The organism is Aeromonas sp. Marseille-Q5825 (assembly GCF_946892685.1).
GTDB classification, from domain to species: Bacteria; Pseudomonadota; Gammaproteobacteria; order Enterobacterales; family Aeromonadaceae; genus Aeromonas; species Aeromonas rivipollensis.
Genome location: NZ_CAMPOU010000001.1, coordinates 826,387 through 850,675, shown reverse-complemented (window position 1 = coordinate 850,675; position 24,289 = coordinate 826,387). Strand labels below are relative to the sequence as shown.

At 60.4% G+C, this 24,289-nt stretch carries 19 protein-coding genes; 9 read left to right on the top strand and 10 right to left on the bottom strand.

Annotated elements, in window-relative coordinates; all coding sequences use genetic code 11:
* Positions 1-13: 13 nt before the first annotated feature.
* A complete protein-coding gene (locus OC537_RS04010) occupies positions 14-460 on the bottom strand; it encodes a methyltransferase family protein (RefSeq protein WP_262109615.1) in 447 nt (148 codons plus the stop codon).
* Positions 461-636: 176 nt separating this feature from the next.
* Between OC537_RS04010 and alr the strand changes: the two genes are divergently transcribed.
* The gene (alr, locus tag OC537_RS04005; RefSeq protein WP_262109612.1) at positions 637-1,863 is read left to right on the top strand and encodes an alanine racemase; all 1,227 of its coding nucleotides are present in this window, start codon (positions 637-639) and stop codon (positions 1,861-1,863) included.
* A 53-nt stretch (positions 1,864-1,916) separates the two neighbouring features.
* Here the strand turns inward: alr and OC537_RS04000 are convergent, their stop codons facing one another.
* The 8 genes from OC537_RS04000 to OC537_RS03965 all read right to left on the bottom strand — a co-directional run bounded on the left by OC537_RS04000 (position 1,917) and on the right by OC537_RS03965 (position 9,870).
* Positions 1,917-2,876 carry a TerC family protein gene (locus OC537_RS04000; RefSeq protein WP_234568645.1) on the bottom strand — a complete coding sequence of 320 codons (960 nt, stop codon included), beginning with the start codon at positions 2,874-2,876 and terminating at the stop codon, positions 1,917-1,919.
* 302 nt (positions 2,877-3,178) lie between these two features.
* Positions 3,179-4,174: a murein tripeptide/oligopeptide ABC transporter ATP binding protein OppF gene (gene oppF / locus OC537_RS03995; RefSeq protein WP_163149255.1), complete on the bottom strand. Its 996-nt coding sequence runs from the start codon at positions 4,172-4,174 to the stop codon at positions 3,179-3,181.
* A complete protein-coding gene (locus tag OC537_RS03990; protein WP_111912460.1) occupies positions 4,174-4,293 on the bottom strand; it encodes an oligopeptide transporter ATP-binding component in 120 nt (39 codons plus the stop codon). The genes oppF and OC537_RS03990 overlap by 1 nt, the downstream gene beginning before the upstream one ends.
* Entirely contained in the window at positions 4,293-5,276 is a 984-nt protein-coding gene (locus OC537_RS03985) for an ABC transporter ATP-binding protein (protein WP_106887188.1), read from the bottom strand. Before OC537_RS03985 ends, OC537_RS03990 begins: the two co-directional genes overlap by 1 nt.
* A gap of 113 nt (positions 5,277-5,389) precedes the next feature.
* The gene (oppC, locus tag OC537_RS03980; RefSeq protein WP_111912458.1) at positions 5,390-6,301 is read right to left on the bottom strand and encodes an oligopeptide ABC transporter permease OppC; all 912 of its coding nucleotides are present in this window, start codon (positions 6,299-6,301) and stop codon (positions 5,390-5,392) included.
* Between the two features lie 14 nt (positions 6,302-6,315).
* Positions 6,316-7,236: an oligopeptide ABC transporter permease OppB gene (gene oppB / locus OC537_RS03975; RefSeq protein WP_111912456.1), complete on the bottom strand. Its 921-nt coding sequence runs from the start codon at positions 7,234-7,236 to the stop codon at positions 6,316-6,318.
* A gap of 98 nt (positions 7,237-7,334) precedes the next feature.
* Positions 7,335-8,954 carry an ABC transporter substrate-binding protein gene (locus tag OC537_RS03970; protein ID WP_262109589.1) on the bottom strand — a complete coding sequence of 540 codons (1,620 nt, stop codon included), beginning with the start codon at positions 8,952-8,954 and terminating at the stop codon, positions 7,335-7,337.
* Positions 8,955-9,234: 280 nt separating this feature from the next.
* Positions 9,235-9,870, bottom strand: a complete 636-nt coding sequence (locus OC537_RS03965; protein WP_162520114.1) for a YchE family NAAT transporter — start codon at positions 9,868-9,870, stop codon at positions 9,235-9,237.
* A gap of 896 nt (positions 9,871-10,766) precedes the next feature.
* Here OC537_RS03965 and adhE point away from each other — a divergent pair.
* The 5 genes from adhE to OC537_RS03940 all read left to right on the top strand — a co-directional run bounded on the left by adhE (position 10,767) and on the right by OC537_RS03940 (position 19,097).
* Positions 10,767-13,442 (top strand): bifunctional acetaldehyde-CoA/alcohol dehydrogenase, encoded by a 2,676-nt coding sequence (adhE, locus tag OC537_RS03960; RefSeq protein WP_106887192.1) that lies wholly within the window; start codon positions 10,767-10,769, stop codon positions 13,440-13,442.
* 110 nt (positions 13,443-13,552) lie between these two features.
* Entirely contained in the window at positions 13,553-14,788 is a 1,236-nt protein-coding gene (locus OC537_RS03955; RefSeq protein WP_262109581.1) for an HD-GYP domain-containing protein, read from the top strand.
* A 352-nt stretch (positions 14,789-15,140) separates the two neighbouring features.
* On the top strand, positions 15,141-16,832 hold the full coding sequence (locus tag OC537_RS03950) for a sensor histidine kinase (protein ID WP_262109579.1): 1,692 nt from the start codon (positions 15,141-15,143) through the stop codon (positions 16,830-16,832).
* Entirely contained in the window at positions 16,829-17,533 is a 705-nt protein-coding gene (btsR, locus tag OC537_RS03945) for a two-component system response regulator BtsR (RefSeq protein ID WP_111912446.1), read from the top strand. The genes OC537_RS03950 and btsR overlap by 4 nt, the downstream gene beginning before the upstream one ends.
* Positions 17,534-17,675: 142 nt before the next feature.
* Complete coding sequence (locus OC537_RS03940; RefSeq protein ID WP_106887196.1) at positions 17,676-19,097, top strand: carbon starvation protein A; 1,422 nt, start codon at positions 17,676-17,678, stop codon at positions 19,095-19,097.
* A gap of 71 nt (positions 19,098-19,168) precedes the next feature.
* On the opposite strand, the gene OC537_RS03935 is transcribed toward OC537_RS03940, so the two are convergent.
* Positions 19,169-20,779 carry a mechanosensitive ion channel family protein gene (locus OC537_RS03935; RefSeq protein WP_262109574.1) on the bottom strand — a complete coding sequence of 537 codons (1,611 nt, stop codon included), beginning with the start codon at positions 20,777-20,779 and terminating at the stop codon, positions 19,169-19,171.
* A gap of 243 nt (positions 20,780-21,022) precedes the next feature.
* Between OC537_RS03935 and OC537_RS03930 the strand changes: the two genes are divergently transcribed.
* From OC537_RS03930 to OC537_RS03920, 3 genes are all read left to right on the top strand, one after another.
* Positions 21,023-21,355: a DUF3302 domain-containing protein gene (locus OC537_RS03930; protein WP_106887198.1), complete on the top strand. Its 333-nt coding sequence runs from the start codon at positions 21,023-21,025 to the stop codon at positions 21,353-21,355.
* Positions 21,356-21,365: 10 nt separating this feature from the next.
* Complete coding sequence (locus OC537_RS03925) at positions 21,366-22,403, top strand: HlyD family secretion protein (protein ID WP_262109570.1); 1,038 nt, start codon at positions 21,366-21,368, stop codon at positions 22,401-22,403.
* Between the two features lie 113 nt (positions 22,404-22,516).
* A complete protein-coding gene (locus tag OC537_RS03920; protein WP_262109568.1) occupies positions 22,517-24,277 on the top strand; it encodes a DEAD/DEAH box helicase in 1,761 nt (586 codons plus the stop codon).
* Positions 24,278-24,289 lie beyond the last annotated feature (12 nt).

The window sequence follows — 24,289 nt, the reverse complement described above, 5'->3', positions numbered from 1 at the left end:
TTTCGTTTGGCGGTCAGCACCAGCGCCTCACCCGCCGGCAGTACTGCACATAGCTGATGCCGAAGCGGGCGCGCAGGGCACGCTCTTCCGGCAAGATCTGAAAGCGGGTGAGCCAGCCCAGCAACAACAGCGGCCCGAGCCAGACCCAGGGGCCCCCGAGATAGCAGGCCAACGCCAGCAACCAGCAGAGCAGCCCCAGGTACATGGGGTTGCGGCTGATGCGATAGACCCCCCGGGTCACCAGCACCCGGCTCTGCTGCAAGCGGACTGGATGGACGCTGGTACGCTCCCGGCGAAAGTGCAGCAGCGCCCCGCCCCCCAGCAGGGCCCCCACCAGCAGCCACGCCGCGCCCAGCACCCGCAAAACCCCGCTCCCCCTCTCCTCCCCCCGTCCCAGCCACATGGCAAGGGCGAGCAGGACAAAGAGCAACAAGGGCGGAATACGCAGCTCAAGACGCATATTTTCTTCCTGCAACAAGTGCCACAAATGACGCCATTGCGATACACTCGCAGCGTCGGCATCTGGGTAAAAAGTGAAACATATCATTAGCATAGCAACATGCTGACCCAGCCATGCCGCGGCCCGCATCTGACACGGGCCCATCCTCAACGAAACAATAAAAAAGGAACCATCCCATGCACAAGAAAACCCTGCTCGCGACCCTGGTCTTCGGGTTGCTCGCCGGCCAGGCCGTCGCCGCCCCCTACCTGCCGCTCGCCAGCGACACCCGCAACGGTCAGGAGCAGACCGCCGCCAACGCCTGGCTGGAGGTGGACTTGACCGCCTTCGAGCACAACATCCAGACCCTCAAGGATCGTCTCGGCGACAAGGGCCCGCAGATCTGCGCCATCATGAAGGCCGACGCCTACGGTCACGGCATCGATCTGCTGGTCCCCTCCGTGGTCAAGGCGGGCATTCCCTGCATCGGCATCGCCAGCAATGAAGAGGCCCGCGTGGCCCGCGAGAAGGGCTTCGAGGGCCGCCTGATGCGGGTCCGTGCCGCCACCCCGGCCGAAGTGGAACAGGCCCTGCCCTACAAGCTGGAAGAGCTGGTGGGCAGCCTGGAGAGCGCCAAGGGGATCGCCGACATCGCCCAGCGCCACCATACCACCATTCCGGTGCACATAGGTCTGAACTCCGCCGGCATGAGCCGCAACGGCATCGACCTGCGCCAGGCAAACGCCAAGGAAGATGCCCTGGCCATGGTCAAGCTCAAGGGGATCACCCCGGTCGGCATCATGACCCACTTCCCGGTGGAGGAGAAAGAGGACGTCAAGCTGGGGCTGGCCCAGTTCAAGCTGGACTACCAGTGGCTCATCGACGCGGGCAAGCTGGATCGCAGCAAGCTCACCATACACGCCGCCAACTCCTTCGCCACCCTGGAAGTGCCGGAAGCCTACTTTGACATGGTACGCCCGGGTGGCATCATCTACGGTGACACCATCCCCTCCTACACCGAATACAAGAAGGTGATGGCGTTCAAGACCCAGGTCGCCTCGGTGAATCACTACCCGGCGGGCAACACAGTCGGCTATGACCGCACCTTCACCCTCAAGCGCGACTCCCTGCTCGCCAACCTGCCGCTGGGTTACTCCGACGGCTACCGCCGTGCGCTGAGCAACAAGGCCTATGTGCTGATCCAGGGCCAGAAGGTGCCCGTGGTGGGCAAGACCTCCATGAACACCATCATGGTGGACGTGACCGACCTCAAAGGGGTGAAACCCGGTGACGAAGTGGTGCTGTTCGGCCGTCAGGGTGAGGCCGAGGTGAAGCAGGCGGATCTGGAGGAGTACAACGGCGCCCTGCTGGCGGACATGTACACCATCTGGGGTTACACCAACCCCAAGAAGATCAAGCGCTAAGCACAGATCTGAAATGAAAAAGGGCTCCCTATGGAGCCCTTTTTTGCGGGTGCTTACACCGTCTTCTGGTCGGCCACCTTCTTGCGGGTCACCCAGAGGCTGAGCCCCATGGAGGCCAGCAGGATCAGCGCAACTACACCAAGCGCAATGCCGGTCGGTATCTTGAAGATGTCGAGCAGCAGCATCTTGACCCCGATGAACATCAGGATCAGCGCCAGACCGTATTTCAGCAGGGCGAAGCGCTCGGCGACACCGGCCAGCAGGAAGTACATGGCGCGCAGGCCCATGATGGCGAAGATGTTGGAGGTCAGCACTATGAAGGGATCCGTGGTCACCGCGAAGATGGCCGGGATGCTGTCCACCGCGAAGATGAGATCGCTCACCTCCACCAGCACCAGAATGAGCAGCAGCGGGGTGGCATAGCGCACACCGTCACGCCAGACGAAGAACTTCTCCCCCTCCAGGGTCTCGGTCACCTTGAAGCGGCGACGCATCCAGCCCAGCAACGGGTTGTTGGCCAAGTCCGGCTCCTTGTCGGCGGCCCACAGCATCTTGACCCCGGTCAGCAGCAGGAAGGCGCCAAACAGGTAGAGGATCCAGTGGAACTGCTCGATGAGCCAGCTGCCCGCGAACACCATGCCGGCGCGCATGACGATGGCACCCAGTACCCCGTAGAGCAGCACCCGGCGCTGCAGCTCGGCCGGAATGGCGAAATAGCCAAACAGCATCAGCCAGACGAAGACGTTGTCCACCGCCAGTGCCTTCTCGATGAGGTAGCCGGTGAGGAACTCCAGTCCCTTCTCGTTGGCGATTTCGCGCCCGGCGCTGTGATCCAGCCAGAGCCAGATGGCCAGGTTGAACAGCAGGGCCACGCTGACCCAGACCAGGGACCAGATCCCCGCCTCTTTGAGGGACACCTTGTGCGCCTTGCCGCCGCCGACAAAGCGGATGTCAATCCACAACAGGACCAGCACTATGCTGAAGAAACCGGTCCACATCCACCATTCACCCATTTTTCACTTCTCCCAAAACGACAAAACCCACGACCGAGAGGCGTGGGTTTGCGTTTGGAGCAGATACACCTTGCCTCTCGGCAAGGTCTCACTTACAGCCAATTTTCATCGACTGCCCGGCTGCCGGGTGCACTGCAGGATATGGGTGCACCGTAATGACGACAAACCGGCGAGAAGTTACTCCCCTTGTGCGGCGGATAGTAACAGCCTCCAAAGGTGGCGCCAAGGGGCATCTTCACCGCGGATGGAAATAAAACGGGGCGCCACCTGGGCGCCCCGCATGCTCGTTCACGCCCTCGCCCTCAGAGCGGATCCACCTTGAGGCAGGAGACGGCGTGATCGAAGTTCCCCTCCAGCATGGGGCGGGTCTTGGCGCACTCAGGGCCCGCCACCGGGCAACGGGTACGGAACACGCAGCCGGACGGCGGATTCATTGGCGACGGCAGGTCCCCCTCCAGGATCTGGATGACCTTGCTGCGCTCCAGATCCGGATCCGGAATGGGCACCGCCGACATCAGCGCCTTGGTGTAGGGATGCAGGGGATTGGCGAAGATCTCCTGACGGGTCCCGAGCTCCACCGCGTTGCCCAGATACATCACCAGCACCCGATCCGAGATGTGTTTGACCACGGACAAGTCGTGGGCGATGAAGATGAGGGAGAGCCCCATCTCCTTTTGCAGGGACTTGAGCAGGTTGACCACCTGGGCCTGGATGGAGACATCCAGCGCCGAGACAGGCTCGTCACAGATGATCATCTTGGGCTCCAGGATCAGCGCCCGGGCGATGCCTATGCGCTGGCACTGACCGCCGGAGAACTCATGGGGGTAGCGGTTCACCAGGTTGGGCAAAAGCCCCACCTTGGTCATCATGGCCCGCACCTTCTCCTTCACCTGCTCCCTTGAGAGATTGGGATAGAAGGTGACCAGGGGCTCGGCGATGATGTCGCCGATTGTCATGCGCGGGTTGAGGGAGGCCAGCGGGTCCTGGAAGATCATCTGGATCTCCTTGCGCTTCTCCCGAAGCGCCCCCTGCTCGAGCTTGGTCAGATCCTGGCCCAGCCACACCACCTTGCCGTCGGTGGCCGGCACCAGGCCTATCAGGGCCCGGGCGAAGGTGGACTTGCCACAGCCGGACTCCCCCACTACGCCCAGGGTCTCCCCCTCGTAGAGGCGCAGGGTGACGCCATCCACCGCCTTCAGGGCGGAGGGCTTGGCCCAGGGCCAGGCCTTGTCACTCTTGATGCTGAAGTGAACCTTGAGGTCGGACACTTCCAGCAGCAGTTTCTTGTCAGTACCCATCAGTTCACCCCCTTGATCATGGCATCCGAAACCCAGTGCCAATGGCAGACCCGCGTCCGGCTGTCGCCGAAGGGCGTCAGCAACATGGAGGGCTGCTGACCGCAAATTGCACCACCCATTAGTTCGCCTCCTTGTTGATCATGGCATCCGAAACCCAGTGGCAGGCCCTTGTCCGCCCGTCGCCGAAGGGGGTCAGGACTGGAGATTGCTGGCCGCAAATCTCGTGCGCCCGGTGGCAACGCTCCTGGAAGGGGCAGCCGGTGGGCAGACGCAGCAGGTTGGGCGGATTGCCGGGTATGGTGGGCAGCACTTCCCCTTCGGTATCGAGACGGGGAATGGCGCGCAGCAAGCCTTCGGTATAGGGGTGGCTCGGGCGATAGAAGATGTCGTTGACCCGGCCGTACTCCATGGTGCGACCGGCATACATCACCAGCACCTTGTCACAGATGCCCGCCACCACGCCAAGATCGTGGGTGATCATGACGATGGCGGTGTTGAACTCCCGCTTGAGCTCGTTCATCAGGGTCATGATCTGGGCCTGCACAGTCACGTCCAGCGCCGTGGTCGGCTCGTCGGCGATGAGCAGTTGCGGCCGGCACAAGAGCGCCATGGCGATCATCACCCGCTGGCGCATGCCACCGGAGAACTCGTGGGGGTACATGTTCATCCGCTTGCGCGACTCGGGGATCTTCACCGCGTCCAGCATGCGCACCGACTCCTCGAACGCCGCCGCCTTGCTCACTCCCTTGTGCAGCATCAGCACTTCCATCAGCTGATCCTTCACCTTCATATAAGGGTTCAGGGAGGTCATGGGGTCCTGGAAGATCATGGCGATCTTCTCGGAGCGGATCTTGTTGAGCTTGTGCTCCGGCAGATTCAGGATCTCGTCCCCCTGAAACTTGGCAGAACCGGTAATGATGCCGTTCTTGGCGAGCAGCCCCATGATGGCAAAGGCAGTCTGAGACTTGCCTGAGCCTGACTCACCGACGATTCCCAGGGTCTCGCCGGCAGAGAGGGAGAAGTTGAGGTCGTTGACCGCCACCACATTGCCATCCGGGGTCTTGAACTCGACCCGCAGATCTTTCACATCCAGTAACTTCATATCAAAACTCCTTATCGATCTCTCGTGATGCTTTCCTGCCCATCCGGATGACGCCGCGCGTCCAGCGGATGGGTCTTATGGCGCCGTTGGCGTCTTATCGATCCGTTGGCGTCTTACCGATCCTTTGGATCGAGGGCATCACGCAGACCATCCCCGAGGAAGTTGAAGCAGAACAGGGTCACCACCATGAAACCGGCGGGGAACAGGAGTTGCCAGATGGCCACTTCCATCGACTTGGAGCCTTCATCCAGCAGGGCACCCCAGCTGGTCATGGGCTCTTGTACACCCAGCCCCAGGAAGCTCAGGAAGGATTCGAACATGATCATGCCCGGCACCAGCAGGGTGGCGTAGACCGCCACTATGCCCAGCACGTTGGGGACTATGTGACGGGTGATGATCTTCCACTTGGAGACGCCACAGACGTGGGCCGCCTCGATGAACTCCTTGCTCTTGAGGCTCAGGGTCTGGCCTCGCACTATCCGCGCCATGTCGAGCCAGCTCACCGCGCCTATGGCGAGGAAGATGAGGGCCAGGTTGCGACCGAAGAAGGTCACCAGCATGATGACGAAAAACATGAAGGGGAAGGCGTTGAGGATCTCCAGTACCCGCATCATCAGGCTGTCGACGCGACCGCCGATGAAGCCGGAGGCGGCGCCATACAGGGTGCCTATGATGACGGCCACCACGGCCCCCATGATGCCGACCATGAGCGAGATACGGCCGCCGAGCAGGGTGCGCACGAAGAGATCGCGCCCCAGGCTATCGGTGCCGAACCAGTGACCCGTCTCCATGTCAGGGGCGGCCTGCATGGCGCCCCAGTCAGGATCGTCGAAGGTGTATTGGGACAGGTGCGGCCCGACGATCACCGCCAGACCTATGATGGTCAGGATGATGAGGCTGGTCAGGGCCGCCTTGTTGCGCAGGAAACGGCGACGGGCATCCTTCCACAGGGAGCGTCCTTCCACCACTTCCACTTGCTGGGCGAACGCCTCGACGGCTTCGCGCTTTTCAGTTGTGACTACCATGATGTACTCCCGGCTTAGTAACGGATCTTGGGATCGATGACGGCATAGAGAATATCGACCACGGCGTTAAAGGTGATGGTCAGGGCGCCGACCAAAATGGTCAGGCCGAGTACCATGGAGTAATCACGGTTGAGGGCACCGTTGACGAACAGCTGACCAATCCCCGGCAGACCGAAGATGGTCTCGATCACCACTGAGCCGGTGATGATGCCGACAAAGGCCGGGCCCAGATAGGAGACCACAGGCAGCATGGCCGGACGCAGCGCGTGCTTGAGGATGATATGGCGCAGCGGCAGCCCCTTGGCACGGGCGGTACGGATGAAGTTGGAGTTCATGGTCTCAATCATGCTGCCACGCATGATGCGGGAGATGGCGGAGATGTAGTACATCATCATGCCGAACACCGGCAGCACCATGAACTGCACCCCGCCCCCCTGCCAGCCTCCCGCCGGGAACCAGCCCAGATAGATACTGAAGAAGAGCACCAGCAAGGGCGCCAGCACGAAGCCGGGTATCACCACCCCGGCCATGGCCGACGACATCAGCAGATAGTCGATGAAGGTGTTCTGTTTCAAGGCCGCAATGGTGCCGAAGGTGACTCCCAGCAAGACGGCAAGGACGAAAGCCGCGCTCCCTATCTTGGCGGAAACAGGCAGCGCCTGGCTCACCAGATCATTGACGGTGAAGTCCTTGTACTTGAAAGAGGGCCCCAGATCTCCCTGGACCAGGTTGCCCAGATAGGTGAGGTATTGCACGCCTATGGGCTTGTCCAGGCCGTACTTGGCCTCGATATTGGCAAGCACTTCCGGCGGCAGGGCGCGTTCGCTGGTAAAGGGGTTACCCGGTGCGAAACGCATCATGAAGAAGGAGACTGTGATCAAGACCAGCAGAGTCGGGATCGCTTCCAGTAGACGTTTAAGGATGAATTTCAACATAGACATTTCCTGTCCTGTACTGCTTCCAAAGGGTCGCGGTTTTAATACTAAGGCCCGCCGTCTGGCGGGCCTGCTTGTTATGCGACTTGTTGCTTTACTCAGTGAGCAATGATGTACATGTCTTTGCTGTAGAGGTTGTCCAGCGGGTTGGCCGGGTAACCGCCCACATAGGGCTTGACCATGCGCGAGGTCACGTACTGATAGATGGGGGCGATCGGCATGTCCTTGGCCAGGATCTCTTCGGCCTGGACATAGAGCTTGTTGCGCGCATCCGCATCCACCTGATTGCGCGACTCGCTCATCAGCTTGTCAAAGGCGGCATTGGAGTACTTGCCGTCGTTGTTGCCGTGAGTGGTCTGCATCAGATCCAGCATGGAGGAGGCTTCGTTGTAGTCCGCAATCCAGCCACGACGAGCCACATCAAACTGACCCTGTTTGAGGGTTTCCAGGTAGGTTTTCCACTCCTGGTTCACCAGGCTCACCTGCACCCCCAGCTTCTTCCACATGGAGGCGACGGCCACGGCCACCTTCTTGTGGTTGTCGTCTGTGTTGTAGAGCAGCTCGAACTTGAGCGGGTTGCCTGGGCCGTAACCGGCCTCGGTCAGCAGCTCTTTCGCCTTGGCGTCGCGCTCGGCCTGGGTCAGCTTGGACCAGGCCGGGGCCACCGGCTTGAAGCCGTCCACGAAGTCGGGCACCAGGGCATAGCCCGGGGTCTCGCCCTTGCCCATCACCTTGTCGGCGATCACGTTACGATCGATGGCATAGGTGAGAGCGGTACGCACCCGCACATCATCATAGGGTTTGCGCTTGGTGTTGAAGGTGTAGTAGTAGGTGCCCACATAGCCGCTGACCTGCACCTCGCTCGGGTGCTCCTTCTTCATCTGCTTGAAGCGCTCGATGGGCATGTTGTAGGTGAGATCGACTTCACCGGCGAGGTAGCGGTTCAGCTCGGCGTTGGTGGACTGGATGGGCAGGTAGGTGACCTTCTCGATCACTGTCTTGGCGTTGTTCCAGTAATTGGGGTTGCGCTCGACGTCGACGCGCTCGTTGACCACCCAATCCTTCAGCACATAAGCGCCGTTGGAAACCATGTTGCCGGGCTGGGTCCACTTGTCACCGAACTTCTCGATCACCGCCTTGGGGACCGGATAGGTGGTGGTGTGGGAGAGCATGCTGACGAAGTAAGGCACCGCCTTCTCCAGCTGCACCTCGAAGGTGTGATCGTCAACCGCCTTCACACCCAGGGTATCGGCCGGCTTCTTGCCCGCGATGATATCGGAGGCATTGATGATGGTCGGGATCTCCATGTACCAGGAGTAGGGAGAAGCCGTCTTGGGATCCACCGCGCGCTGGAAGGCGAAGACGAAGTCATGGGCGGTAACCGGCTCGCCATTGGACCACTTGGCATCTTTGCGCAGGTGGAACACGTAGTGTTTGTTGTCCTTGGTTTCCCAGGACTCGGCGACGCCGGGCAGGGTCTCACCCTTGGGGCCGGAGCTGACGAGACCCTCGAACAGGTCACGCAATACATTGGATTCGGGGGTACCTTCCACTTTCTGGGGATCCAGGGTGGCGGGTTCGGAGCCATTGCCTTTCACCAGAGTCTGCTCGGGGGCAAGCTTGGTGCCGGCGGGGACGTCGGCGGCGTGGGCCAGGGTGGCGCCACCAAAGAGTGCGGTCAATAAAAGGGTATTAATAATTGTTTTTCTATGAGTCATTTCCATACTCCAACAAGAACGTTCCATGCATTTGTCCATTCACGAGATAAAAATCCCGCTGCCCGCATAATTCCCTGACAATTCTGATAATGCAATAGATATCATCAGGTAGGGACGGCTTTGGCGGTCATAAAAACAGCTTTAAACCATTTATTCAGCATTTAAATATCGCGTAATGGGTGTTTTTCATACAAAGCCGCTCGATTCTAGGAAATGACTAACAAAAAAGAAACAATAAAAAGCCGGTCACGAGGACCGGCTCCGACAAAACAGACCTGAATCACATCAATCCGGGAAAGACTCCCTTGATCCCTGCCACCATGATCTCGATACCGAGGGACATCATGATGAGACCCATGATACGGGTGACCACGTTGATGCCGGTATTGCCCATCAGCTTGAACAGCAGGGGAGCGGCACGGAAGATGAGCCAGGAGCAGTAGGCAAAGGCCATCACCACCACGAACATGCCCATCAGCTCGGTCAGGGTCTTCTGGCTGGCATAGACGATGGAGGATGAGATGGCCCCGGGGCCTGCCATCAGGGGCAGTGCCAGCGGCACCACGGCGATGGATTCGCGAGCGGCCAGTTCACCCTTCTCCTGCTTGTTGTGCTTCACCTCCCCCAGCTTGCCCTGCAACATGGACCAGGCGATCAGGGTGATGAGCGAGCCGCCGGCAATGCGGAAAGACGCCAGCGAGATGCCGAAGCCGTCGAGGATCAGCTGCCCCATGGTCATGGAGACCATGAGGATAATCATCACGGCAATGTGGGCCGTGGTGTTGGTCTTCCTGCGCTCATCCGGTTGCATGTGGCCCGTCAGGCTAACAAAGACCGGCAACAGACCCAGCGGGTTGATGATCGCAAACAGGCCGACGAAAAATTTCAGGTATAAAGAGAAGTCAATTGCTGCCATAAGCGCCATCCAGAACCAATTCGGGCCACCGAGGGCCATCCCCGTCAAACTGCGCGTAAATTTACACCATGATATTTCCCTTCTCCAATCAAATAATCTCACCCTTTCCGGGGCTTTTCAGTTAGTTCCGCTAATGAATCGACAAAAATCAACATATCGAGTTGTTAACCGTTATGGAGGCCATTTAACACGCCAGCAAAGTATGGTGGTGTTTTATGTCGAAACGCCCAGCCATCACCCTATTTCCCTTCAATAAAGCGTCATTTTCATGGATTGATCTGGAGGCCCCCAGGGGATAACCCCTATTCACCCCCACGGCTCGCCCCAGGCTGGCCCCCTATCTTCATCCTGATGTGCCCGGGACAACCATGGCGCGAGCAGTGCACCCACAAAGGCATCGTTATGGGGTTTGTCGAACAACCATCCACAGTCCGGCGCAAAGGCCCGACGCTGGATGAAAACAACCACCATTTTTTCCAACAGAAATGAAACGCCTACCTCTCTTCGGGGCGAGAGGCTGTCAAGGGCCGCCGCCAGGCAGGACCTCAGCGCCCTCATTGCCAGCGGCGAAACTGCGGGAGGATAAGAGGCAAGGGTTTGACACCAGGCGCAAAAATGGCTGTTCACCTCGTGTTCATCCCCCCGGCGCTCTACTCTACAAATGCGTAACATCTGGCAGGTTGGGATGGTGAAACAAAATTTCTTTTGTTCTTTTGTTACATATGATCCAGATCAATCTTTTCTGACACATCCCGGCTCTATAATCGAGCCAGAAAACAATTTAGTAAGGCATGTAAATACCCCGTTATGGTGATTCTCTCCTTGACAGGGCGGCTATAATTGCCGGGCATTGCCAAGGTCTTACTAAACAGTTTTCAAATCATCAGGAGATAAACATGGCAGTAACCAATTTGGCTGAACTGGATGCACTGGTTGCCCGCGTCAAAGAAGCCCAGCGTGAATTCGCCAGCTTCTCGCAAGAGCAGGTAGACAAGATCTTCCGCGCCGCCGCACTGGCCGCCAGCAACGCCCGTATCCCCCTGGCCCAGATGGCAGTGGCTGAGTCCGGCATGGGCATCATCGAAGACAAGGTCATCAAAAACCACTTCGCCTCCGAATACATCTATAACGCTTACAAAGACGAGAAGACCTGCGGCATCCTGAGCCAGGACGACGAGATGGGCACCATCACCATCGCCGAGCCGGTAGGCATCATCTGCGGCATAGTGCCGACCACCAACCCGACTTCCACTGCTATCTTCAAGGCCCTCATCTCCCTGAAGACCCGCAACGCCATCATCTTCTCCCCGCACCCCCGCGCCAAGAACTCCACCAATACCGCTGCCAAGCTGGTACTGGATGCAGCCATCGCCGCCGGTGCCCCGAAGAACATCATCGGCTGGATTGACCAACCGTCAGTCGAACTCTCCAACGCACTGATGAAGCACGATGACATCAACCTGATCCTGGCCACCGGTGGCCCGGGCATGGTGAAAGCCGCCTACTCCTCAGGCAAGCCCGCCATCGGCGTGGGTGCCGGCAACGTGCCCATCGTCATCGACGAGACTGCCGATGTGAAGCGCGCCGTCGCCTCCATCCTGATGTCCAAGACCTTCGACAATGGCGTGGTCTGTGCGTCCGAGCAAGCCGTCATCGTGGTCGACTCCATCTACAACCAGGTGAAAGAGCGTTTCGCGACTCACGCCGGCTACATCCTCTCCAAGGACGAAGCCGACAAGGTGCGTAAAGTGCTGCTGATCAACGGCGCCCTGAACGCCGACATCGTGGGCCAGCCCGCCACCAAGATCGCCGCCATGGCCGGTGTGACAGTGCCTGCCACCACCAAGATCCTGATCGGTGAAGGTCTGGAGCTCTGTGCAGAGGACGAGTTCGCTCACGAGAAGCTCTCCCCGACCCTGGGTATGTTCCGCGCCAAGAACTTCGAAGAAGCCGTCGAAATGGCCTGCGACATGGTCAACATCGGTGGTATCGGCCACACCTCCGGCCTCTACACCGACCAGGATCGCAACGCCGACCGCATCAAGTACTTCGGCGACAAGATGAAGACTGCCCGTATCCTGATCAACACCCCCTCCACCCAGGGCGGTATCGGTGACCTGTACAACTTCGCTCTCGCCCCGTCCCTGACCCTGGGTTGCGGCTCCTGGAGTGGTAACTCCATCTCCGAGAACGTCGGTCCCAAGCACCTGATCAACAAGAAGACAGTCGCAAAACGGGCAGAAAATATGCTGTGGCACAAACTTCCGAAATCCATCTACTTCCGTCGTGGTTCCCTGCCGATCGCCCTGGGCGACCTGGAAGGCAAGAAGCGCGCCATGGTGGTCACCGACCGTTTCCTGTTCAACAACGGCTATGCCGATGAAGTGGTTCGTCTGCTCAAGAAGCTGAACATGGAAGTGGAAATCTTCTACGAAGTGGAAGCCGACCCCACCCTGTCCGTGGTTCGCAAGGGCGCCGAGATGGCGAACTCCTTCAAGCCGGACGTGATCGTCGCCCTGGGCGGTGGTTCACCCATGGATGCCGCCAAGATCATGTGGGTCATGTACGAGCACCCGGACACTGCGTTCGAAGACTTGGCCATGCGCTTCATGGACATCCGCAAGCGTATCTACAAGTTCCCGAAAATGGGCGTGAAGGCAGAACTGGTCTGCATCACCACCACTTCCGGTACAGGTTCTGAAGTGACTCCGTTTGCGGTCGTGACCGATGACGCCACCGGCATGAAGTACCCGCTGGCCGACTACGAGCTGACCCCGAACATGGCCATCGTCGATGCCAACCTGGTCATGGGTATGCCCAAGTCCCTGTGTGCCTTCGGCGGTATCGATGCCGTAACCCACGCCATGGAAGCCTATGTCTCCGTGCTGGCCAACGAATACTCCGACGGTCAGGCGCTGCAAGCCCTGAAACTGCTCAAAGAGTATCTGCCGTCCAGCTACCAGAACGGTGCCAACGACCCGGTTGCCCGCGAGAAGGTGCACAACGCCGCCACCATCGCCGGTATCGCGTTCGCCAACGCCTTCCTGGGTGTGTGCCACTCCATGGCCCACAAGCTGGGTGCCGAGTTCCACATCCCGCACGGCCTGGCCAACGCCCTGCTGATCAGCAACGTCATCCGCTACAACGCGAACGACAACCCGACCAAGCAGACCGCGTTCTCCCAGTACGACCGTCCGCAGGCTCGTCGTCGCTACGCCGAAGTGGCCGACCACCTGGGTCTGACTGCCGCCGGTGACCGCACCGCGGCCAAGATCGAGAAGCTGCTGACCTGGCTGGACGAGCTGAAAGCGACTCTGGGCATCCCGGCCTCCATCCGTGAAGCCGGCGTGAACGAGACCGACTTCCTGGCCAAGGTTGACCAGCTGGCCCTGGAAGCCTTCGATGACCAGTGCACCGGCGCCAACCCGCGCTACCCGCTGATCACCGAGCTCAAAGCCATACTGATGGACACCTACTATGGCCGTCCCTTCACCGAGGAAGCTCAGGTAGCGACCAAGGTTGAGGCCAAAGTCGAGGCCAAGGTAGACAGCAAGAAAAAATCCAAAGCCTGATAACCGGCCAGGATGACAAGAGCCCGCGCACATGCGCGGGCTTTTTTGTTTGTCTATCTGTTTAATTTTGCTAGCTTGTTGATAGGCAAATTCGACAGAAGAGCGAGTCTATGGCGCTGATCCAGGCCTCCATCGAACAATTGAGAGTCGGCCACTACATTCATCTCCCCACGGGATGGACCAGCCACCCTTTCATGTTCAACGCCTTCAAGATCCGCGACCAGCAGCAACTCGAGATCATCCGTCACCTCGAACTCACCCTGCTGATGGTGGATCCCGACAAGAGCGATCTCCCCGTCGAGCCCCTGCTGCGGGCCGAGCCGGCACCTTCAGCCGATCTCGGGGCGACGCAAGATGCCTCCGCTCTCCCGACTGAACCCGCGTTCGACGAAAAGGCCTTTCGCCGCTCCCTTCGCACCGCCGACAAGGCATTCGGCCAATCTCTGTCTGATCTTCGCGACGCCCTCGGCGCCCTCAATCTCAAGCCCGACGAGGGGCTGGCCAACACCGCCCAGATGGTGCGCACCGTCGCCACCCGCCTCGCCGACCATCAGGGCCTCCTGGGCCTGCACCTCATCCGCAGCCAGCACACTGACATCCTGCTGCAACACAGCCTGAGCGTGGCCTTCATCGCCATGCTGATGGCAAGGGAGCTGGGCATGAGCCCCATCGAGATCGAGGAGGCGGGGCTGGCTGGCCTGCTGCACGATATCGGCGAGCTCAGGATCCCGAGCCAGATCACCCAGAAGCGGGGAGAACTCAACAAGGCGGAGCTCAACTTTCTCAACATGCATCCCCAGTACGGGCTGGAGATGCTCAACCAGCTGCAGGCCTTCGAGCCCAGGATCCGCGAGGTTGCCCACCTCCATCACGAGCGGCTGGACGGCAGCGGTTTTCCACTTGGCATCCAGGGGGACAGGATACCTCCCCTCGCCCGCCTCATCGGCCTGGTGGACTATTACGACGAGCTGCTGCACCCGCGCAGCGGCCTCCACCCGGCGGGACCGAGCCAGGCCATCGGCCAGCTCTACAAGTTGTCCCAGAAGAAATTCGATCAAGATCTGGTCAGATTATTGATAAAGGTGCTGGGGGTCTATCCGCCCGGATCCCTGGTGCGCCTCGACGATGACTCGGTGGCGCTGGTGCTCTCGACCGAGCCCAGCATGCCTCTCAAACCCAAGGTGCAACCCTATATCAAGGGGCAGCGCCCGGAAGCCGTGGCCATGATGGATCTGCGGGAAGATGGGAGAAGCATCATAGCCACCCTCAGGCAGGAGGAGTTGGATGAGGGACAACGGCCATTTTTCAACCTGGGCCGACGCGTCTGCTACTATTTCGCCTTCTGAGTTATCCCCAGAAGCTGGGGATAACTCATTGGACAAACCTGAATAATTGCTCGAGCCCCCTCAAAATCGTCCGCCATTGGAGCTGGATAAAAAACGCCCAGCCGAAGGCCGGGCGGAGCATGCCACCTCCGTGTGGCGCACCCAGTGGGCACAGTCATGCTCCATCCAGCAATATCAAGCGCCGCCCGGTTATACAAATATCAATTTAACGTGCTGATTTTATATGGTTTTATTTTTTCATTCTGGCAAACTGCCCCCGCCATGGGGCCGCGTCCTGCATCAAGACGAGATCTTGCTCACAGTTCGCCCTGGTGGTGTTCGGGCCCGGGACCATTCTTGAGGAAGGTTTTTTATGCAATTAGTCCTCTCCCTGCTCCAGCAGATGAGTGTCAGCCTGGTCATTGCCTACCTCTTCTCCAAGAGCCCACTGCTGCGCCCCCTGGCCAACTACTCGGTCAGACTGCCGCACAAGATACTGATATACGTCATCTTCTCCTGCTTCTGCATACTGGGCACCTATGTGGGGCTGGACATAGACGACGCCATCGCCAACACCCGCGCCGTCGGCGCCGTGCTGGGGGGGCTGCTGGGAGGTCCCCTGGTGGGCTTTCTGGTGGGACTGACCGGGGGACTGCACCGCTATACCCTGGGCGGCTTTACCGATCTCGCCTGCGCCATCTCTACCACCTGCGAGGGGCTGCTGGGAGGCCTGGTGCACTGGCGGCTGATGCGAACGAACCGGGTGGATGCCCTGTTCAATCCCCGGATTGCCTTCTTCACCACCCTCTACGCCGAGATCCTGCAGATGGTCATCATACTGCTGGTCGCCACCCCGTCCGAGCAGGCCCTGCAGCTGGTGCGCACCATAGCCACCCCCATGATCCTCGCCAACTCCTGCGGGGCGGCGCTCTTCATCAGCATGATCCGCGACCAGCAACGTATGTATGAGAAGTTCTCCCGGGTCTTCTCCGCCAAGGCGCTCACCATAGCCAACCGCACCGTCGGCATTATGACCCAGGGCTTCACCCCGGAGGCGAGCCGCAAGATAGCCCATATAGTGCAGGAGGAGACCGGGGTCGGCGCCGTCGCCATCACTGACACCGACAAGATCCTCGCCTTCATCGGCACCGGGGAGGATCACCACAAACCGGGCACCCCCATCACCTCCGCCATCACCCTGCAGGCCATAGCCCAGAACAAGGTGCTGTTTGCCGATGGCAACAGCCGTCCCTATCGCTGCAGCATCTCCCCCCAGTGTCAGCTCGGCTCAGTGCTGGTGATCCCGCTGCAAGGGGATCAGGGGGTGATAGGCACCATCAAGCTCTATGAACCCAAGAAGCGGCTCTTCCTCAAGATCAACCACACTCTGGGGGAAGGGATAGCCAACCTGCTGTCACAGCAGTTGCTGAGCGGGCGGCTGGAGCAGCAGCAGCGATTGCTGGTGCAGTCCGAGCTCAAGCTGGTGCAGGCGCAGATCAATCCCCACTTTCTGTTCAACACCCTCAATACCATCAGTGCCATCACCCGGCGCGACCCCGAGCGGGCACGCCAGCTGCTGCTGCACCTCTCCCTGTTCTTTCGCAAGAACCTCAAGCGCCAGAGCGGCTTGACCACGCTGCGGGAGGAGCAGGAGCACTGCCAGTCCTATCTGGAGATAGAGCAGGCCCGCTTTCGCGAGCGTCTGACCGTCATCAACGAGATACCGCCGCACCTGGCCGACATGCAACTGCCGAGCTTCACCCTGCAGCCCCTCATCGAGAATGCCATCAAGCACGGGATCTGCTCTCTGCTGGAGCAGGGGCGGATCCGGCTCTTCGCCGAGGAGGGGCCAGAGGGTGTCACCCTCTGCGTGGAGGACAATGCCGGAGCCTGGCAGCCGGGTCCCCAGGGGGACGGCCTTGGCATGAGTATTGTGGACAGGCGGCTCAAGAGTGCCTTCGGCGAGCGCTTTGGCATCCAGGTGCAGTGTGAGCCGGAGCAGTGGACCCGGGTCTCTTTCACCCTGCCCAGACAGCCGGATTCCCCTTCCAAGGAGATGACATGATCCGCACCCTGATAGTCGACGACGAACCCTATGCCCGCGAGGAGCTGGCTGAGTTGCTCGGCAGCGACCCCGACATCGAGATCATCGGCTCGGCCGCCAATGCCATAGAGGCGCTCTCACTCATTGCGCGGCTCAAGCCGGAGGTGGTGTTTCTCGACATCCAGATGCCCAAGCTCAGCGGCATGGAGCTGGTGGCCATGCTGGATCCCCTGCCCCGCATCGTCTTTGTCACGGCGTTTGATGACTACGCCATCCAGGCCTTCGAGGAGAATGCCTTCGACTACCTGCTCAAACCGGTGGAGCCCGCCCGGCTGGCCAAGACGCTGGCGCGCCTCAAGCAGGATCTCAGCCCCCAGCCGGTGGCGGCGCTTTCACCGGCCATTCGCCACATCCCCGGCTACCTGCACAACCGGGTGCGTCTGCTACCCGTCGAGCAGGTGGAGTATGCCTTCTCGGATCTCGGCGGGGTGCATGTCGCCTGCCAGGGTGAGCTGTTTCACACCCAGCTCACCCTGAAATCCCTGGAGGAGAAGACACCGCTGCTGCGCTGCCACCGCCAGTACCTGGTGGCCCCGGGCGCCATCTTCGAGATCCAGTTGCTGGAAAACCAGCTGGCCCAGATAGTCACCCCGAGCGGTGCCCGGGTGCCGGTCAGCCGACGCTATCTCAAGGAGCTCAAAGACGAGCTGGGGCTGGAATGAGGGCGCCCGCTGTGCGCCGGATCACAACGGGCGACCGCTCGGGTCGCCATGTCGCCGCTCACCATCATTTACCTGCCGTTAACAGAAGGCCCCACCTAGACTGACCGCGCACACCATAAAATAACAATGCTGGAGCGTAACAATGATCTGGTTCTTCCTCTGTGTCGGCCTGCTGGTCGCGGGCTACTTCATCTACGGCAAATTCGTCGAGCGCATATTCGGCCCCAAACCCGAGCTGGCCACCCCCGCCATCACCATGGCCGACGGGGTGGACTATGTCCCCATGTCGGACAAGAAGGTCTACCTGGTTCAACTGCTCAACATCGCCGGCGTCGGCCCCATCTTCGGCCCCATACTCGGTGCCCTCTACGGCCCGGTCGCCATGCTCTGGATAGTGTTCGGCTGCATCTTCGCCGGCGCGGTTCACGACTACTTCTCCGGCATGCTGTCGGTGCGCGCCAAGGGCGCTTCGGTACCGACCGTGGTTGGTGAGCACCTCGGCACCGCCGCCAAGCACTTCATGAACCTGTTCGCCGTGGTGCTCTTGATGCTGGTGGGCGTGGTCTTCGTGCTGAGCCCGGCGGGCCTCCTGGCCAACCTCACCTCCACCGATCTGGTCTACTGGATAGTGGCGATCTTTGCCTACTACATACTCGCCACCATAGTCCCCATCGACAAGATCATCGGCCGCTTCTATCCCATCTTCGGCGCCCTGCTGGTGTTCATGTCGGTCGGCCTCATCATAGGCCTCATCGTCTCCGGCAAAGGCTTCTACAACACGGGGATGGATTTCTCCAACCTGCACCCGACCGAGCTGCCGCTCTGGCCGCTCTTGTTCATCACCATCGCCTGTGGCGCGGTATCGGGCTTCCACGCCACCCAGTCACCGTTGATGGCGCGCTGCATGCAGAACGAGAAGTCCGGCCGTTTCATCTTCTACGGCGCCATGATAGGGGAAGGGATCATCGCCCTCATCTGGTGCACCCTGGGTCTCTCCTTCTACGACAGCACAGAAGCGCTCAACGCCACCATGGCCAACGGCGGCCCGGCGGCCGTGGTACACGAGGTCTCCACCAGCCTGCTCGGCACGGTGGGCGGCATCCTGGCCATCCTGGGCGTGGTGATCCTGCCCATCACCTCCGGTGACACCGCGTTTCGCAGCGCCCGCCTCATAGTGGCGGACTTCCTGAAGATGACCCAGAAGCCGCTGGTCAAGCGTCTGCTCATCGCCATCCCCATGTTCATCCTCGGTTTCATCATCTCCAAGGCCGAGTTTGGGGTGATCTGGCGCTACTTCGGCTGGGCCAACCAGACCACAGCCGTCATCATGCTGTGGGCCGCCGCCGCCTACCTCATCAAGGAGGGCAAGCTGCACTGGATCTGCACCATACCCGCCATCTTCATGACAGCAGTGGTCATCACCTACCTGGCCAACGCCCCCATCGGCTTCGGGCTGGCAATGAACGTCTCCACCATCATAGGTCTGGTGAGTACCGCCCTCATCACCCTGGCCTTCCTGGTGAAGTTCAGACCCTCCCAGCTAAGGGAAGCCAAGGAGAGCTGAGTCCAGAGACTGTGTTTTCCCCATGACAAGAGGCCCGGCATTGCTGCCGGGCCTCTTCATTTTCCAATAGCTTACCCTTTGCTGGGCGCCCCGGGCGCCTCGGCGGGTGCCTGGTACCAGTGCTCCCTGGCCACCAGCACCGCCTGCTCCGGCTGGGCGATGAAGTTGGGGGACATGATCTGCACCCCGAACTCGTTGAACACATCCTGGATGTGGCCGTGGAGCTCGGTCTTGACCACGGCGGGGAGCAAGTCCGCCTTCATCCGTACCTGCAACTCGTATTCCACATACCAGTCCTGCAGATTGAGCTGACGCACCAGGGGCGGCTCGGTCTGATTGAGCATGGTGCAGCGCCGGGCCGCCAGCTCCAGCATGGCGTGCACCTGACGCCAGGGCGCATCGTAGCCGATAGTCACCTTGGTCAGCAGTGCGACCCCCTTCTCCCCCGCCAGCCGTGTCAGGTTCACCACCTTGCCCCCCACCACCACGGCATTGGGCAGGGTCACCTCGTGATCCTGGCGTGTCACCAGCTTGGTGGAGAGGGCATTGAGCTCGCTCACCATTCCCTCTACCTCGCCAATCTGCACCAGATCGCCGGGCCGCAGGGCGCGGGAGTAGATGAGCACCAGGCCGCTCATGGCATGGTTCATGATGCCCGCCGACCCCAGGGTCACCATGAGGCCGAAGAAGACGCTGATCCCCTTGAAGGCGTCGGAGTCGGCACCGGGCAGATAGGGGTAGGCCACGGTCAGGGCAAACAGCCAGATCACCACAGAGAGCAGCCGCCGGGTCGCGCCTATGGTCTCGGCATGCAGCCCCTGCACGCGAAACTGCCCCCGCTCGATGCGATCGAAGAGAATGGCCAGCATACGGATGAAGAAGCGGGTGATGATGACGATCAGCATCACTGTCACCAGGCCCGGCATGGCCGCAATCATGCCCTCCAGCATGTCGCCGCACAGGGCAAACAGGGAGTCTCCCAGCCGCTCGCTCCAGGCCCGGGTCTGGGGGAAGAGACCAAGCACATAGGTGAGCCAGCCATAGGTGAGCATGAAGATCAGCAACAGGGTCAGCAGGCCGAGCAGGCGGATCTCCACGTTGCCCGCTACCTGGCGCCACTGATGGGGGATCAATCCCTTCTGCAGCAGGAGGCGATTGGCGAGCCACTTCCTGACTCGTCTATGACCCCATTGCAAAGACCAGATGAGGCCGAAGAAGATCAGGCTGGCCAGGAGCGCCAAGCCGCCAGCCTTGACCAGATAGGGGGTGGAGTGCAACTCGAGGTATTTGAGCCGTACCTTGTCGAGCCGCTGCCGGACACGCTCGCTCGCCTGATCCAGGCTCAGCTCGTCGAGGGCTTCTAGATCCCCCTCCACCAGCACCAGGATCCGCTTGCCGTTGACCAGGAACTCCCGGCTGTCCTGCCCGAAGCGCCTGGCGCTCACCAGGGTCACCGGCTGTTCAAGATCGGAGGCCTGCATCTGCTTGAGCCGCTCCTGCACCAGCCGGACCCTGCCCGCCCCGTCCAGACTGCCAAACTTGGCCTGGAGCATGACGATGGGTTCATGGAGCAGCACCAGGGTCTGCGCCTTCTCCTGCACGGTCGGCTCCAGCCGGGGTTCGGCGGCCCATGCTGCCGTGACCTGGGCTAGCATGAGCAACAGCCCCAACCAGAGGTTCATTGTGTATCGCCTTTCCATCGCGCACCTTTTTTTGTTACGAGACATACGAATCTCTTTCATGCTTGATTTTATAGAAAGAAATCAATGATGCCTGATAAATAGCCAACCGGTTAACCGAGCCTGTACTGATGACCCAACTCCCTGCTCGCCCCCTTGCGCTCTGCTAATATGCTGTCATCATGAGCCGATTATTGTGAATGCCAGGCTCCGGGTATGGCCTCGCGACTTTGATGGGAGAAACCGATGGTACTTGACTACATTGCCCTGGGAATATTGGTGTTCGTTGTCTTGATCATGTTCTATGGAGTCATCGTCATACACGATATTCCCTATGAAATAGCCAAGCATCGCAATCACCCGCACCAGGATGCCATTCATGTGGCCGGCTGGGTCAGCCTGTTCACCCTGCACGTGCTCTGGCCTTTCCTCTGGATCTGGGCCACGCTCTATCGCCCTGATCGCGGCTGGGGGTTCAGTCAGCGTCTTGAAAAAGACGAAGGCGAAATCACCGCACTCAAGCAAGAGCTTGCCGCCCTGCAGGCCCGTATGACCACGCTCGAACAGACTGAAAAATAGGTAACCCTCCATGGATTTGCTACTTATTCTCACCTATACGGCCATCTGTGTAGGGATTTTCAAGATCTTCAAGATCCCGCTCAACAAGTGGACTGTACCGACCGCCGTGCTTGGTGGCGTCTTCATCATAGGGGCCCTCATCACCCTGATGAACTACAACCACCCCTATGCCCAGACGGCCCGGGATTACTACGTCTCCACCCCCGTCGTTCCCCTGGTGAAGGGACGAGTGACCGAGGTCCCCGTCAAGCCCAACCAGGAAGTGAAGCAAGGCGATGTGCTGTTCAAGATAGATCCGGTGCGCTTCGAGCAGAAAGTCAACAGCGTGGCCGCCCGTCTCACCGCCAGCAAGGAGAGCCTAAAATCCATCAGCGCCAGACTCCGCTCTGCGGTGCTTGACCGGGATCGGGCGAAAGAGCTGATGCGCCGTGGTATCGGCAAACAGCGCGATCTGGATGTGACGCAGGCCAACGTCGATGACATCACGGCGCAGATAGATCAGCAGAAAGCGACCATCGAAGATCTGCAGGCCCAACTGGGTGAAGCACAGTACAACCTGGAGCAGACTGTGGTCTATGCCCCCTCGGATGGCTATGTGCTGCAAATGGCCCTGCGCCCCGGCATGGTGGCCACTCCCTACCTGTATCGCCCCGTGATGACCTTCGTTCACAAGGACGAGAACTTCTATGTGGGCTGGTTCTGGCAGAACAGCATGCAACGCCTCAAGGCGGGTGACGAAGCGGAAGTGGTCATCGATGGCGCCCCAGGCCGCATCTTCAAGGGCAAGGTCGAGGCCATCATCCCGGCCATAGCGTCCGGCAACGTGCAAGCCAACGCCCCCTTGGTGGATCAGAGCTCGGCGCAGCAACCGGGTCGCCTGCCGGTGCTCATCCGCATCACGGATCCAGACTGGGCCAAGTATCAGGTGATCGCCGGCTCCAGCGGTCAGGCCGCCATCTACACCGATCACATGCACCATGTGGCCATCATGCGCAAGATCCTGCTGCGCATGGGCAGCTGGCTCAACTACCTGTTCCCCTTCCACTAAGCACCTTGGTGGTACCTGCGGGCCGGCATCATGCCGGCCCGCTGTTTTTGTGGCCCCAAGATCCCTATAATGGCGCCATCCTGCGCCCCACCATGCTCACACGCCACGCCCCCATGTTTGTTCTCAGACCCTATCAAACCGACGCCGTCAACGCCGTGATCAGTCACTTTCGCAAACACCCGGATCCCGCCGTGGTAGTGCTGCCCACGGGGGCAGGCAAGAGTCTGGTGATCGCCGAGCTGGCCCGCAAGGCCCGTGGCCGGGTGCTGGTGCTGGCCCACGTCAAGGAGCTGGTGGAGCAGAACCACGCCAAGTACGAGGCCTGGGGGCTCAAGGCCGACATCTTCGCCGCCGGATTGGCCCGCAAGGAGGCGAGCGCCCAGGTGGTGTTCGGCTCGGTGCAGTCGGTGGCCCGCAACCTGACCGCATTTGATGGGGCGTTTTCCCTGCTCATCATCGATGAGTGCCATCGGGTCTCGCTCGATGACGACAGCCAGTACCATCAGGTGCTCGAGCATCTCAAGGGGGCCAATCCGGCCCTCAGGATCCTGGGGCTCACCGCCACCCCGTACCGGATGGGGCTGGGCTGGATCTACCGGCGCCACTACCACGGCATGGTGAAGAGTCACGGCGAGCGGCTCTTTGGCGACTGCGTATTCGAGCTGCCCCTGCGCTTCATGGTCAAAAACGGCTACCTGACGCCACCGCGCATGATAGATGCCCCCATAGTCCACTACGACTTCAGCAAGCTGGTACCGAGGGAGAACGGCCTCTTCAGCGAGGCGGATCTCAACGGCGAGCTCAAGCGCCAGCAGCGGGTCACCCCCCATATCCTCAATCAGGTGCTGGAGTATGCCGCCGAGCGGCAAGGGGTGATGATCTTCGCCGCCACCGTCGAGCACGCCCGGGAAATTCAGGGGCTGCTGCTCGCCAAATCCCAGACGGCGGCCCTCGTTACCGGCGAGACCCCGGGTCAGGAGCGCGATGCCCTGATCCAGGCCTTCAAGGAGCGGGAGATCAAGTTTCTGGTCAACGTGGCTGTGCTCACCACCGGCTTCGATGCCCCCCATGTCGATCTCATCGTGATGCTGCGCCCCACCGAGTCGGTGTCGCTCTATCAGCAGATTGTGGGGCGCGGCCTGCGCCTGTCGCCGGGCAAGACAGATTGTCTGGTGCTCGACTACGCGGGCAACAACTTCAACCTGTTTGCCCCCGAAGTGGGAGAGCCCAGACCCCACGCCGGCACAGAGCCGGTACAGGTTCCCTGCCCCGCCTGCGGCTTTGCCAACACCTTCTGGGGCAAGACAGACGAGGAGGGCAAGGTGGTCGAGCACTACGGCCGCCGCTGCCAGGGGCTGTTTGAAGATGACGAGGGCCACCGCGAGGAGTGCGACTATCGCTTTCGCGCCAAGATCTGTCCCGCCTGCGGCGCCGAAAACGACATCGCCGCCCGCCGCTGCCAGAGCTGCGACCAGTTGCTGGTGGATCCGGATGACAAGCTCAAGGAAGCCCTCAATCTCAAGGACTGCATGGTCATTCGCTGCGCCGGTCTCACCCTCACCGCAGGGCGCGGCAAACAGGGGGAGCGGCTGGAGGTGACCTACCACGATGAGGACGGTCTTACCCTGACGGAGTACTTCGCCTTTCACACCAGCGGTGCGCGGCGCTTGTTTCAACAACGCTTTGTGCGTCATCATTGGCCCGCCCCGGGCCTGGAGCCCGAATTCACCACTCTGGCGAGCGTGCTGGCTGCGCAAAGCCAGTTCCGTCACCCGGATTTCGTCATCGCACGCAAGTCGGGGCGTTTCTGGCAGGTGAAGGAGAAAATTTTTGATTATGAAGGGCGGTACCGCACTGCCAACGCCTTTGCCTAGCCACGCCGTCTG

Bases quoted from the DNA above. Each gene is read 5' to 3' on its own strand.
- OC537_RS03950 (WP_262109579.1), top strand. From the start codon at position 15,141: ATGCAATTAGTCCTCTCCCTGCTCCAGCAGATGAGTGTCAGCCTGGTC.
- OC537_RS03970 (WP_262109589.1), bottom strand. From the start codon at position 8,954: ATGACTCATAGAAAAACAATTATTAATACCCTTTTATTGACCGCACTC.
- OC537_RS04010 (WP_262109615.1), bottom strand. From the start codon at position 460: ATGCGTCTTGAGCTGCGTATTCCGCCCTTGTTGCTCTTTGTCCTGCTC.
- OC537_RS03985 (WP_106887188.1), bottom strand. From the start codon at position 5,276: ATGAAGTTACTGGATGTGAAAGATCTGCGGGTCGAGTTCAAGACCCCG.
- alr (WP_262109612.1), top strand. From the start codon at position 637: ATGCACAAGAAAACCCTGCTCGCGACCCTGGTCTTCGGGTTGCTCGCC.
- OC537_RS03955 (WP_262109581.1), top strand. From the start codon at position 13,553: ATGGCGCTGATCCAGGCCTCCATCGAACAATTGAGAGTCGGCCACTAC.
- oppB (WP_111912456.1), bottom strand. From the start codon at position 7,236: ATGTTGAAATTCATCCTTAAACGTCTACTGGAAGCGATCCCGACTCTG.
- OC537_RS03925 (WP_262109570.1), top strand. From the start codon at position 21,366: ATGGATTTGCTACTTATTCTCACCTATACGGCCATCTGTGTAGGGATT.
- btsR (WP_111912446.1), top strand. From the start codon at position 16,829: ATGATCCGCACCCTGATAGTCGACGACGAACCCTATGCCCGCGAGGAG.
- oppC (WP_111912458.1), bottom strand. From the start codon at position 6,301: ATGGTAGTCACAACTGAAAAGCGCGAAGCCGTCGAGGCGTTCGCCCAG.
- OC537_RS03935 (WP_262109574.1), bottom strand. From the start codon at position 20,779: ATGAACCTCTGGTTGGGGCTGTTGCTCATGCTAGCCCAGGTCACGGCA.
- OC537_RS03940 (WP_106887196.1), top strand. From the start codon at position 17,676: ATGATCTGGTTCTTCCTCTGTGTCGGCCTGCTGGTCGCGGGCTACTTC.
- OC537_RS03990 (WP_111912460.1), bottom strand. From the start codon at position 4,293: ATGGGTGGTGCAATTTGCGGTCAGCAGCCCTCCATGTTGCTGACGCCC.
- OC537_RS03920 (WP_262109568.1), top strand. From the start codon at position 22,517: ATGTTTGTTCTCAGACCCTATCAAACCGACGCCGTCAACGCCGTGATC.
- adhE (WP_106887192.1), top strand. From the start codon at position 10,767: ATGGCAGTAACCAATTTGGCTGAACTGGATGCACTGGTTGCCCGCGTC.
- OC537_RS03930 (WP_106887198.1), top strand. From the start codon at position 21,023: ATGGTACTTGACTACATTGCCCTGGGAATATTGGTGTTCGTTGTCTTG.
- OC537_RS04000 (WP_234568645.1), bottom strand. From the start codon at position 2,876: ATGGGTGAATGGTGGATGTGGACCGGTTTCTTCAGCATAGTGCTGGTC.
- oppF (WP_163149255.1), bottom strand. From the start codon at position 4,174: ATGGGTACTGACAAGAAACTGCTGCTGGAAGTGTCCGACCTCAAGGTT.
- OC537_RS03965 (WP_162520114.1), bottom strand. From the start codon at position 9,870: ATGGCAGCAATTGACTTCTCTTTATACCTGAAATTTTTCGTCGGCCTG.